Genomic DNA, 12,795 nt, shown 5'->3' with positions numbered 1-12,795 from the left:
AATAATTGCATTCCATTCTATTTCACGTTTCATATGACCTTTTACAATATAATACTTTTCACTATGCTAGTCAAACTACTAGAATTTTCCGAATTTTGAGTATGATATAATACCCTTAAGAAACTATTATATACGGAGGCGAGGAAAATTACAATGTTTGTCCAATCCGCGTTGCATCAACTTAAAGTTGCTGTTGATAGTTTTATTCATATGCTCAACCAATATAATGATAACAATTTGCAAATAACACCGATTCAATCAAAGCGTTCACTATTTGAAATGTGTACACATCTTTCACTTATTTGTCATGCTGATTCTCTCATCTTAAATGGTATTAAGGAAAAAGAGCTACATACTTTTTATAAAGAGCATACACCTAAAACAATTACTCAAATGCAGCAAACATTGATACAAGGGTACAATCTTCTTTCTAAAACTTTTCTATCCTATTCCAATGAAGAATTAGCTGAAGTTATGACCGCCTATTGGGGTATTTCTTATTCTCGATTTGAATGGTTACTTGAAATTATTGCACACTTTTATCATCACCGTGGGCAAATTCATATTTTATTATGTGAGCATATTCATGATCCTAAGATATCTTTATTCGAATAAAGATATCTTTTTAACGAATTTACCGAAAGAACTCTCCCTCCTCAAACATGTGAAGGGCGATAACCCAACGGTAGGTGGGAGAATTCTTTCGGTTTGGCATAGCCAAAAACTTTTGATAAACTAGCTATATGAAGTTCTTTGATAACTTGATATATGAGGTTGCAGGAAGAAAATAGAGTGCGAAAACCAAGCCATTCGGTTCCTGCGTAAAATATCAACCGTACCAAGAGAGCATCCAAGCGTTGGACATCTAGGGGTGGAACACCCCGAAGTAACGCTCAGGGAGACGAAAGGTTACTTTCGTCATGGAACTGAGAAGCTCCCACTTCAAGCTTTGCTAAGTGGTGAGTAGTTCACATAATCTTAAACTCCTTCAAAGCAAAAGCAATACCACCTTCGCTCGCCTTCTTTGTAACAAAATCCGCTCTTTTCTTTAACTCTTCCCCACCATTCCCCATCGCAATTCCTAATCCTACATATTGTAACATCTCAACATCATTTCCACCGTCACCAAAAGCAATTGCTTCTGATTTACAAATCTTCAGATGTTCCAATACCTTTTGAATTGCAGTTAGCTTCGATACTTTACTATCTTCCAATACATTCATAACGTAACCATGAAAACGTTCAAACGTAAGCGTTGGATATCTTTTTAAAAATTTTTGGGCTTCTGTTTCATCAGCATACAGACATACACAATAAACCTCTTCTAACAAGTTTCTGACTTTGTCAGGATACTGTTCTAAATTTAACGTTTCGTTTAGTGCTCGTATTACACGTTCATCTTTCGAGGCAATACCATTCATTGCAAATTCCTCTGTAAAATAAGAAACACTGTGACCATGTAATTCAGCGAAATTTGAAATATCATGAACAATTTCACTAGAAAGTACCGTTTTATGTATAACCTCTTCATCACACTTTATATGTGCGCCATTTGCAGAAATAAACGTATTTATGCCTAGTTCTTTAAATTGTGTGCACAAACTATATGGTCTCCCTGTTGTAACAACTACATGAATTCCCGTTTCTATTAATCTTTGTATCGCTTCTTTTGTGCTTTCATGCATACTTCTATCAATCTCACTTAACAACGTACCGTCCACATCAAAAAATACAACTTTGTACATAGCCCCTTACATTCCATCCAAATGGTTTGTATCATTTATAAAATGAACTATTTTCTGTTTATCCGTAAGTTCAATCAAACTAATTCCTGTATCTCCCATTTTAAAATAATAGTCCATTGAAATTGGCATTTGGAAAAATGCACGTAATATACTATTTATTACACCACCATGTGCAACAATTGCAATCCGGTCATATGTATTCTCTGTCACGATTTTAGAAAAGATTCCTTCTATTCTCATTCTAAATTCAATAAATGATTCCCCGTTTTCAAAACGATCGTGAAGATACTTTGGCTCTGGATATTTCTTCGCTTCTTCAAATGACAAACCTGCTTGTACCCCATTATTAAACTCCATTAATTCCTCTTCTAATTGAATTGGGCATCCCATTGCTTCCGCTAATGTTTCAGCAGTTTCACGAGCACGTTTTAATGTACTTGCCCATATGAAATCTGGCGGAAATTCCGCTTTCACTTTCTGGATAAGTTTTTGCACTTGCTGTCTTCCCTTTTCTGTTAATTCAAAATCAGCTCGTCCTTCATGTACATTTAAAATATCAGCTTCTGATTCTCCGTGGCGTATTAGTAGTATTTGCATGTCTATTTCCCCTTTATCTCCTTTTAAACAAGGTTAAATTTTAACATATTATTAAGATTTTTCAAAATAATAAAAGCAATCCCCATTCCTAAAAGAATGAAAATTGCTTTTATTACCAACTAACTTTTTTCTAAACTAGCTTTCGACTTTCCTCCTACTCCCCAATGTGAACTAGGGATTTCATTTACTAAAACACGTACACGCCCAGCATCTACATCTAAATTTTTTGCAACCGCCTCTGTAACATCTGAAATAAGATTTTGAATTTGCTCTCGTCCTCTACCTTCTATTATTTGAATTTGTATAATTGGCATTTCTCTCTCTCTTTACTATTTATTCACAAAACATTGCTACACTTCCTAAGTCATCAAACTGTGCAATAATAGAATCTCCTGCTTTGAATGCAATCGCTTCTGACAATGCTCCACTTAATACGATATCACCTTTTTTAAATCCTTCATTTTGTAAACCAAGTTTATTTACCGCCCAAGCAATCGCCTCTGCTGGATGCCCCAGTACAGCTGCCCCTGTTCCAGTTGTAGCAATCTTTCCGTTTTTCGACATAACCATCCCTATACTAGCTAAATCTATTTTTTTAGCATCAATCCATCTACTTCCTAATAAAAACTTTGAAGATGAACAATTATCTGCTATTACATCAGGTAATGTAAATTTAAAATTTAAATACCTGCTATCAATAATCTCTAAAGCTGGAGCGACATATTTTGTTGCCTTTAATACATCATCGGCTGTAACATTTGTACCTTGTAAATCCTCTCCTATTAAAAATGCAACCTCTGGTTCTACTTTTGGATGAATTAATGTTTCATATCGCAACGGCTCCCATTCGAACGCTATCATATCATGTAACAAATACCCGTAAATCGCTTCATCAATCCCCATCATTTGTTGTTTTGCCCTACTCGTTAATCCAAGTTTTACACCAACTCTTTTAGAACCTTCCTTCACTTTTTGTTCAATTAAACATTTTTGTAATCTATAAGCATCATCCACCGTTAAATCAGGATGCTTATCCGTTACTTTCACTACTTCTTTCCTTTCCTTTTCAGCCTGAAGTAAATAGTCAACAATTTCTAAATCTGCCCCTTTCACTAAAGCCACTTTTTACACCCCCGTTTTTATCTTTGCTAATTCTGCCGCTACATCTAAAATCATATCCTCTTGTCCACCAACTACTTTTCTTTTCCCAAGTTCTATTAAAATATCACGAGCGTCTACACCAAAACGCTTTGCCGCTCTTTCAGCATGTAATAAAAAGCTAGAGTATACACCAGCATACCCCATTACAAGACTACCTTTTTGAATTTCTTGCGGTCCCGGTAATAACGGAGCGACTACGTCCTCTGCTAAGTCCATCATCTTATACAGATCTATATCTAGTTCATATCCCATACGATCTAAAACGGCGAGCAATACTTCTGTTTGTGCATTTCCAGCCCCCGCTCCAAGACACCGTACACTTCCATCAATACGTGTCGCACCTTCTTCAATTGCCGCCACTGTATTCGCTACTGCAACAGAAAGGTTGTTATGGCCATGGAAGCCAATTTCAACATTTAAAGATTGACGTAATGCACGAATACGTTCACGTACTTCATGAGGCAATAAAGCACCAGCTGAATCAGTTACATAAATCGCTTCTGCACCATAGGCCTCCATCAGCTTTGCTTGTTCTACTAACTTTTCAACCGGTGCAGAATGTGCCATCATTAAAAAACCGCACACTTCCATACCTAACTCACGTGCAAATTGAATATGCTGAGCTGAAACATCCGCTTCTGTTACATGCGTTGCTACACGAACAAGTTTCGCACCAATATTTGCAGCTTGTTTTAGTTCATGGATAGTTCCAATACCAGGAATTAACAAAACAGCTACTTTAGCTTGCTTGCACTCATCTACAGCTGCTTCAATCAGCTTCATTTCATTAATTAGCGACTTTCCATATTGTAATGTGGAGCCTCCTAAACCATCTCCATGACTCACTTCGATATAATGCATACCAGCTTCATCTAATGCCCTTGTTACAGAACGAACTTGTTCTTCTGTAAATTGATGTTTCATTACATGACTTCCATCACGTAAACAAACTTCCGTTATTTTAATTGGCATTTTACTATTTCGCCTCATTCATTACACCTCTTTTCATTTCTGAAATGATCTGCGCTGCAAACTCTTCACCAACTTTTAATGCCGCTGCTGTCATAATATCTAAATTACCGGCATAAGGAGGAAAATAATCTCCAGCTCCTTCAACCTCTAAAAATACAGTCACACGATTCCCATCAAACATTGGCTCTTGTTTTAACGCATAACCTGGAACATACGTCCTAACTACTTCAACCATCTTTTGAATCGCCTCTCGGATAGCAACCTTATCCATATACTTAACTTCACAATATACTGTATCTCTCATTAAAATAGGAGGGTCCGCAGGATTTAATATAATGAGTGCTTTCCCCTGATCTGCCCCGCCAATTTCTTCAATTCCACGCCTTGTCGTAATTGTGAATTCATCAATATTCGCCCTTGTACCTGGACCTGCACTTAAACTTGAAATTGTAGCAACTATCTCTGCATATGTAACATTTGCCACCTCATTAATAGCATGCACAATCGGAATCGTTGCTTGCCCCCCGCACGTAATCATATTAACGTTTTGCTTATCTACAAAATCATTATTTTGTAAAGCAGGGCAAACGAACGGTCCACATGCAGCAGGTGTTAAGTCGATTACTTTTTTCCCAAGCTCTCCTAATACTTTTGCATGATAATTATGTGCTTTAGCTGAAGTTGCATCAAATACAATATCAGCTATACTCGGCTTATCAATAATTGCTTGTATCCCGTTATCAAAAACCACATATCCCTCTTCTTTTGCTCGCTTTAAACCATCCGATTCTGAATCTATTCCAATCATGGCATTCAGCTCTATGACTTCACTTTTTCTTAACTTATACATTAAATCCGTGCCAATATTACCTGATCCAATAATAGCTGCCTTTACTTTTTCCACATCTATCCCCCCTTTTTCACCGCTTTAATCTATTTGAATTTAACAGAAACCGATCCTAGTGAACCGAAATCAGCTTGAATACTATCTTTACTATTCACTGCGACTGCACCAGATAACGCACCTGGTAAAATTAACTCACCTGCTTTTAATCCAATATTAAATTCATGAAGTTTATTAGCTAACCAAGCAACAGCTTGCGCAGGATGCCCTAATGCTGCTGCGCCAGCTCCTGTAGCAATTAAACAATTATTCTTATAAAGTGTCATTCCTGTTGTACGTAAATCTACTTTATCAATGCTAGAGAATGTATCACCAACTATAACTTTTGCCGATGACCCATTATCCGCCACTGTATCAGCAAGCTGAATCTTCCAATCGGCAATTCTACTATCAATAATTTCAAGTGTAGGCACGACATATTTCGTCGCCATTAGAACATCAACATATGTAATGTTAGGACCGCTTAAGTCTTCTGCTAAAACAAAACCTATTTCTGCTTCTATCTTTGGAGATACAAAGGAGTCTATTGAAATTTCACTACCATTTTCTATTTTCATATCATCTAGTAAATGTCCATAGTCAGGTTCATCTACTCCAAGCATTTGTTGCATTGCAACACTCGTAAGACCAATTTTCTTCCCAATTATGCTACGCCCACTCTCTAATTTCCTCTCTATAACCTCAAGTTGAATATTATAAGCATCCAAAACTGATAAATTAGAATACCTCTCTGTAAAAGGAGTAATCCCTACACACGAATTTTCAGCTTGTATTAGTTCATCTGCTAATTCTTTAATTAATAACTGCACTCATCTCACCCCATTTTTCAATTTTATACTTATCGCACATCAACGAAACTTTAATTAGCCCCCACCTAGCTCCTTTGTTTCCACATAATTTTGAGGTGGGAGCTTTACTGTTCACAAATAGTCGGATAAAACTCCACTGATGCAGCATTGACTTTATAATTTCATCGTAACTGTCTTAGCTTCTGTATAAAATTCAAAACTATGACGTCCACCTTCTCTACCAATCCCGCTAGCCTTCGAACCTCCAAATGGAGTACGTAAATCTCGGACATACCAACAATTAATCCATAGTAAGCCTGAATCAATTTGTGAAACAACTCGTTGTGCTCGTCTAAGATCGTTCGTCCAAACAACTCCAGCTAGTCCATAAACGGAATCGTTCGCAATGCGAATTGCATCCTCCTCCGTTTTAAATGGGATAACAACTAGAACTGGGCCAAATATCTCTTCTTGCGCTACACGCATACTGTTATCAACATCATATAGAATAGTAGGTTCATAAAAATTCCCTTCTACTAAACTTTTAACTCTTTTTCCACCATAGGCTAATTTTGCGCCTTCCGAAATCCCTATTTCTACGTAACGATCAACTGTTTCTAAATGAGATTTTGATACAAGCGCTCCCATATCGGTATCTTCAGAAAGAGGATCTCCTACTTTTATTCTTTTTACAGCCGCTACAAATTTCTCTAAAAACTGTTCATATACACTTTCTTGCACAAGTAATCTTGAACCAGCTAAACAAATTTCTCCTTGGTTCCGATAAATAGCTTCAATGGATCCCTGTACTGCTTCATCTAAATCCGCATCTTCAAATACGATATTTGCTGATTTACCTCCTAACTCTAATGAAACCGGAATTAAGTTTTCTGATGCATTACGCATAATTGTTTTTCCTGTGTTACTTTCTCCAACAAATGAAATTCTTCTTACAGCCGGATGTGTTGTCATTGTTGTCCCAACAGTATTTCCTGGACCTGTAATAATATTAAGTACACCTGGAGGTAGCCCAGCATCATTTGCAATTTCACCGAGCATAACTGCACTTAAAGGGGTATACGAGGCTGGTTTGACAACAACAGTATTACCAGAAGCAAGTGCAGCTGATGCTTTCCACGTCATTTGCATAAATGGCAAGTTCCAAGGAATGATTAAACTAGTCACTCCCGCTGGAGCATACTTTGCATATGACATAAAGTTATGTTTGTCATAATGCTCATGCACCATATATTTAGCCATTTCAGCAAAGAAGCGAAAATTATGAGCCGAGCGTGGTATATCGAACCCTTTACTTTCTTTAATTGGTTTTCCAACATCAAGAGTTTCTAAATACGCTAGTTCATCCACTCTTTCCATAATCAAATCCGACATTTTGCATAAAATATTCGATCGTTCTTCCACAGGCATTTTACTCCAAATACCACTTTTAAATGTTCGTTCTGCCACATCAATTGCTCTTTTTGTGTCCTCTTCATTTGCCTTTGCTATAGAAGCAAGCTTTCTATTCGTCGCTGGATTGAACGTATCAAACGTTTCGCCGGATATAGAATCCACATATTGTCCATCAATAAACAACTTCGCATCTTTTACTTTCAGTTTTTCAGCTAATAATTCTTTGTTCACCTTCCTTACCTCCTATTCCTCAATTTCTAAAACCATCTCAATTTCAATTGTTGTGTTATTAGGTAATTGAGCCATTCCGACAGCAGAGCGGGCGTGTTTTCCCTTTTCCCCAAAAATATCAACTAATAAATCCGATGCTCCATTCATTACCTTTGGCTGATCGATAAAATCTTCTGTACAATTTACAAAACCAAGCATCTTTACAACTCGTTTTACCTTATTTAAATCACCAAGTTCGTTTCTCACAACACTTAACAAATTCAACATTGATTGTCTTGCTGCTTTATATCCCTCATCAATTGGTATATCCTTTCCTAATTTCCCATGATACTCATCTACACCTTGTCCAGCAGTAAACAATAAGTTACCCACTTTTACACAACTAACATAATTTCCGACTGCTGGACGAATAGCTGGTAGTGTGATACCTAACTCACTTAATTTATTCTCAGGTGTTTGTACTCTCTGCATATGCTTCACCTCGTTTTTTTATATCAATATTTAAAAATTCCGCAGCATTTCCCCCAAGCATTGCTGCCTTTTGTTCCTCAGATAAACTGGATGTCTCGTCAATCACTTTTCCTGGATCAATTTCTCGCAATAAAAATGGATAATCCGAACCCATGAAAATTTTTTCATGTCCAAATCTTTCAATCATATATTTCAAATTAATAGGATCGTAATTTAAAGAATCAAAATAAAATTTCTTTGCATAATAACTAGGAGGGTGTGTAGTCAACCGCAAATGTGGCCATACTTTCCACCCCTGATCTAATCTTGGCAAAATATATGGGAAAGACCCTCCACCATGCGCAAAACAAACCTTCAACCGTGGAAACTTCTCCATAATCCCACTCCATATAAGTGTAGCTGCCGCTAGAGCCGTTTCACTTGGCATCCCGACTGTATACATAAAATTATGATGCGGCATTCTATCGCGCCCTAATGTTTCCCATGGATGAATAAAAATTGGAACTTGCCACTTTTCGGCCATTCGAAAGAATTCAATAAATGATGGATCATCTAAATTTTTCCCATTTACGTTTGTACCAATTTCAATACCATGTAAATTTAATTCCGTAATACACCGCTCCATTTCACGAACCGCAGTTTCCCCATCTTGCATCGGAACCGTTCCTAATCCGACAAAACGATCTGGATATGCTAAAACTGTTTCTGCAATAAAATCATTTTGAATACGTGCCATACTTTCAGCTTCCTCTGGTTTTGCCCAATACGAAAATGTGACAGGGATTGGTGATAAAACTTGAATATCGACACCTTCACGGTTCATATCTTCAATCCTTTTCTCAGGACACCATACTTGATCTGTCACGTCGCGAAAATTTTTGCCTCCAACCATAATACTTGCACCACATGTACAAGTCCGATTTAATATTGGCCAACGACCGCCACCAAACTTCTCTTCAAAATCCGGAAAAGTTTCAGGAATAATATGTGTATGAAAATCTATTCGCACTTCCATTCCTCCACTTCTTCCGGCATAATGTAACCACAGTTTTTACATGCACGAATTTCTTTATTTGAATTAAAACTATGAATCGCTTCTTTTACTTGTTTCTCAATATCATTTAATTGAACACGTACACGATGCATTTCATGATTACACTCGTCACAGAACCAAACGAAATCCTCGAGTTCTCCTTGGTTACGTTTTCTTTCAATTACTAGCCCATATGTGTTAGCAACGCGATGTGGTGAATGAGGTACCATAGCTGGTAGCATAAATACATCGCCTTCTTTTACTGTAACGACTTCACGCTTACCTTCCTCTGTAATACATTCCACATAACAGTCACCTTTAATTTGATAAAAAAACTCATCTGAGGGATCTACATGGAAATCACGTCTTCTATTTGGACCACCTAATATCATGGCGATAAATTCCGAGTCCTGCCAAATAACCTTATTATTTACCGGCGGCTTCAACAAATCTTTATTCTCATCAATCCATTTTAGTAAATTAAAAGATTGTAATGTTTTTGACATATTTCTTCCTCCTCATTATTCCTTCTACTTATATCGTTTTGAAAGACCATCCGAGTAAAGAGCTAGACTTTTGTAACTCTCCTTGACATACATGATTTCTAATTCTTGTTGAAGAGATCCGCTCACCTTCTTCACAACACACATCTTCAACTATAGAAATATTGAAGTGTTCTCGTAGAAGCTCTATATCACCCTCTCGATTTTTTCCAAATCTAAAATCTTGGCCAATATAAATTTCTACAGGACATAACCTTTGTAGCTCTTTAACAAAATAACTCGCCCTTTTTGTTACATAGGACTCATCAAAACGAATTGCAACTATATGTTCAACACCAAGATTCTGAAGACGTTTCACCTTCTCATCAATTGGCGTTAATATTCGAGCGCCTTGAAAATAAGAACGTGGTGGTGGATCAAATGTATACACAACATTTGTAATCTTTAATTCTTTCGCTCTATGAATCGCGTTTTTAATAACAACTTGATGACCTTTATGTACGCCATCAAAAGCACCAATTGAGACAATTGATCTCTTTAATACCGGTATACAGTTATCATGTATATAAATGAGTCTCACCTCTCTTTTTTGGAATTAAATTTCCAAAAAACCAAACTCCTTCGAAATTAAATTCGCCGTATTCATCACACTTTGAATTATGATTTCACGATTACTTCCCTGCATATACGATATAGGTCCAACAATATTAAGCGCTGCAATTGTTCTCCCAGTGTAAGATCGAATGGGAGCTGCAATTCCATACAATCCATGCTCATTTTCATTATCACTAATTGAATAACCTTGCTTACGAATCGTCTGTAACTCTGTCTGGAATTGTTTCACGCAAGTAATTGTATTGGGTGCTCGTGGTAAAAGCCTTTTTTCTGAAGTAAATTCTAAGGGAGATGAATTAAATGAAAGCAACACTTTCCCTGTACTTGTACAATACGCAGGCTCTCTTGATCCAACATGTGTTGAAATTTGAACGGAATCCTTTGATGAAACTTTCAAAATAAATACAACATCACCACGATCAAACATGCCAATATGCACAGTTCCATTAAAATTCCTTACAAGCTCTTCTACAAGCGGAATTGCTCCACTATAAATCTCTTGCTGAAACATTACTTGATTTCCCCACTCTAACAATTTCCAACCTAATCTATATTTTCTTTGCTCATCTTGAATGAGCATTCCTTCTTCACACAACGTACGAACAAGGTGATGAACCGTACTAGCATTCATATTTAGTTTTTCCGCTATTTCAGAATTTCCTAGTACAGGTTCATCACTCGTAAAACAATTTAGAATTTTACAAATTTTACTGATAGAAGCGATCAAATCATTTACCTCCCCTATTTCAGTTACAGTTCTCTATTTTACGTGTTGTTAATAATATAAGAAGATTTACATCCTAACAGTAAAATTCTTGTTATCATCTGTTGCTCCTTCCTTTTCCAAATAAAAATGTAAGCGTAAACATTTTTATTTAGCTTAAAGCGCCTTCGGATGAACTCGATTGCAAAGCTTTCTTCACTAGAGAAAGCGATTGTTGTTTTTTGTACGCACTATAAAACATTCCCATTTTACGCACCGGATCCCCAGAATAGTAACGCTCATATTGTAATAATCGTTGTCCAAAAGCTTCACCACATAAATCCCAAGCTAATTTAAACAAGCGAACACGTTCCTCAGAAGAGACTCCTTCACGCCCGATATAATATTTATGCATATCATCTTGAATCTCAGGGTTCATAAAATCAGCGCCTGTCGGTGACATCAATAGCCCACCAGCACCAATGGTTTGAATGATTTCAATAGCCCGCGGATACATTTTAGGTAATAAACTACGTATCGTATCAAGCGGCAACCTCGCAGGAACAACTTCTCCATATGGATTCGTTTCATATTCATATTCAGCTACTTGCAAGAGAGCACGTATCGTTTCTACATCTTGCATAAGCTCTGCTAACTGGTTTTGTACATTTAAAAAACCGTCTACTCCTATCGAATCTGCTAATTTCATAGCTACTTCAGCGGCGAAAGATAGCTTAACTAACCCTCTTACTCCAGATTGATGCGCTGGTTGATGACCAATTCCCGTTTTAGGATACAATTGATTCCCAGCTTCTACACTTTGATAAATAAATACTTTATCCCATGGGATAAACACATTATGAAATACTAGTAATGCATCCATTTCCTCAAACCTTGATGCAAGTGGATGATCAAATAGAGAACGTTTTCCATCTTGCATTGGCTCACGACAAAGAATCCTTAGTCCCGGTGCATCAATTGGAACGGCAAAAGAAATTGCATGACGTTCATCACCTGGTTTAAAACTTGGATAGGAGTATATAATTACCTCATCTGTAATCGGGGCAAGTGTCGCTAACATTTTAGCACCACTAACATACATCCCTTCCTCTGTTTCACTTACTACACCTAAATGCATTGTTTCATCTTCTTGTTGATGAGAAGCCTTGCTCCGATCATTTTGCGGATTAATAATCGCATGTGTTAAAAATAAATCATTATCTCGTATATGTTTATAATAGTTCTTTATATTCGCTCCCCATTCTGGATTGAACTTCTCAAAAAACCACGCATTACTTGCCATTGAAGTAACTGTTACATTTAAAAAATCAGGTGTTCTTCCCATTAAACCAAAGGTAGCTTTTGCCCATATTTCAAATAATTCACGACGCGCTTTTAAGTCCTCATAATTTTTGGGTACTAAAAATGCATTTGAGACCCTTTCTCCTGTCTCTTCGCATATATGAGTAATCTTATCCTGATATTCTGGATTGTGCTGCATATCATATAAGTTAGCAATTTGTAAAATAGGTTCGCGAAAAACATCTTCATTTACTACATCTGTTACTTTTCTTCCACCCATCCAAATTTCAGGATTTCTTTTTCGCAATCCTTCAATATACTGTTCCCCTGTTCTAATTGCCATTCTTTCCCCTCCAA

At 36.9% G+C, this 12,795-nt stretch carries 15 protein-coding genes; 1 reads left to right on the top strand and 14 read right to left on the bottom strand.

The window, feature by feature from the left end; genetic code table 11:
• The first annotated feature begins 153 nt into the window (after window positions 1-153).
• Window positions 154-615: a DinB family protein gene (locus MR109_RS12910; RefSeq protein WP_098307265.1), complete on the top strand. Its 462-nt coding sequence runs from the start codon at window positions 154-156 to the stop codon at window positions 613-615.
• Window positions 616-968: 353 nt separating this feature from the next.
• Here MR109_RS12910 and MR109_RS12905 read toward each other — a convergent pair whose 3' ends face one another.
• The 14 genes from MR109_RS12905 to MR109_RS12840 all read right to left on the bottom strand — a co-directional run bounded on the left by MR109_RS12905 (window position 969) and on the right by MR109_RS12840 (window position 12,781).
• Complete coding sequence (locus tag MR109_RS12905) at window positions 969-1,745, bottom strand: Cof-type HAD-IIB family hydrolase (protein ID WP_048372582.1); 777 nt, start codon at window positions 1,743-1,745, stop codon at window positions 969-971.
• Window positions 1,746-1,751: 6 nt separating this feature from the next.
• Window positions 1,752-2,342 (bottom strand): histidine phosphatase family protein, encoded by a 591-nt coding sequence (locus MR109_RS12900; protein ID WP_242272288.1) that lies wholly within the window; start codon window positions 2,340-2,342, stop codon window positions 1,752-1,754.
• 119 nt (window positions 2,343-2,461) lie between these two features.
• A complete protein-coding gene (locus tag MR109_RS12895; RefSeq protein ID WP_025149910.1) occupies window positions 2,462-2,656 on the bottom strand; it encodes a 4-oxalocrotonate tautomerase in 195 nt (64 codons plus the stop codon).
• 19 nt (window positions 2,657-2,675) lie between these two features.
• The gene (locus MR109_RS12890; protein WP_002171567.1) at window positions 2,676-3,464 is read right to left on the bottom strand and encodes a 2-keto-4-pentenoate hydratase; all 789 of its coding nucleotides are present in this window, start codon (window positions 3,462-3,464) and stop codon (window positions 2,676-2,678) included.
• A gap of 3 nt (window positions 3,465-3,467) precedes the next feature.
• On the bottom strand, window positions 3,468-4,493 hold the full coding sequence (dmpG, locus tag MR109_RS12885) for a 4-hydroxy-2-oxovalerate aldolase (protein ID WP_025149912.1): 1,026 nt from the start codon (window positions 4,491-4,493) through the stop codon (window positions 3,468-3,470).
• Window positions 4,480-5,379, bottom strand: coding sequence for an acetaldehyde dehydrogenase (acetylating) (locus tag MR109_RS12880; protein ID WP_242272287.1), 900 nt, complete (start codon window positions 5,377-5,379; stop codon window positions 4,480-4,482). Before MR109_RS12880 ends, dmpG begins: the two co-directional genes overlap by 14 nt.
• A 29-nt stretch (window positions 5,380-5,408) precedes the next feature.
• Window positions 5,409-6,188 (bottom strand): 2-keto-4-pentenoate hydratase, encoded by a 780-nt coding sequence (locus MR109_RS12875; RefSeq protein WP_242272286.1) that lies wholly within the window; start codon window positions 6,186-6,188, stop codon window positions 5,409-5,411.
• 153 nt (window positions 6,189-6,341) lie between these two features.
• Window positions 6,342-7,811, bottom strand: a complete 1,470-nt coding sequence (locus tag MR109_RS12870; RefSeq protein WP_242272285.1) for an aldehyde dehydrogenase — start codon at window positions 7,809-7,811, stop codon at window positions 6,342-6,344.
• A 12-nt stretch (window positions 7,812-7,823) separates the two neighbouring features.
• Entirely contained in the window at window positions 7,824-8,282 is a 459-nt protein-coding gene (locus MR109_RS12865; RefSeq protein ID WP_002171562.1) for a RidA family protein, read from the bottom strand.
• Entirely contained in the window at window positions 8,260-9,297 is a 1,038-nt protein-coding gene (locus MR109_RS12860; protein WP_029953043.1) for an amidohydrolase family protein, read from the bottom strand. Before MR109_RS12860 ends, MR109_RS12865 begins: the two co-directional genes overlap by 23 nt.
• Entirely contained in the window at window positions 9,282-9,821 is a 540-nt protein-coding gene (nbaC, locus tag MR109_RS12855; RefSeq protein ID WP_002171560.1) for a 3-hydroxyanthranilate 3,4-dioxygenase, read from the bottom strand. The genes MR109_RS12860 and nbaC overlap by 16 nt, the downstream gene beginning before the upstream one ends.
• A gap of 28 nt (window positions 9,822-9,849) precedes the next feature.
• Window positions 9,850-10,398 carry an FAD synthetase family protein gene (locus MR109_RS12850; protein ID WP_002171559.1) on the bottom strand — a complete coding sequence of 183 codons (549 nt, stop codon included), beginning with the start codon at window positions 10,396-10,398 and terminating at the stop codon, window positions 9,850-9,852.
• A 15-nt stretch (window positions 10,399-10,413) separates the two neighbouring features.
• Window positions 10,414-11,160, bottom strand: a complete 747-nt coding sequence (locus tag MR109_RS12845) for an IclR family transcriptional regulator (RefSeq protein WP_002171558.1) — start codon at window positions 11,158-11,160, stop codon at window positions 10,414-10,416.
• 148 nt (window positions 11,161-11,308) lie between these two features.
• Window positions 11,309-12,781: a 4-hydroxyphenylacetate 3-hydroxylase family protein gene (locus tag MR109_RS12840; protein WP_048372597.1), complete on the bottom strand. Its 1,473-nt coding sequence runs from the start codon at window positions 12,779-12,781 to the stop codon at window positions 11,309-11,311.
• Window positions 12,782-12,795 lie beyond the last annotated feature (14 nt).

Source organism: Bacillus cereus group sp. BfR-BA-01310, from assembly GCF_022664325.1.
Taxonomy (GTDB): Bacteria; Bacillota; Bacilli; order Bacillales; family Bacillaceae_G; genus Bacillus_A; species Bacillus_A paramycoides.
Note: the sequence above shows the minus strand (reverse complement) of the source record. Positions and strands in the feature narration are given on the sequence as shown.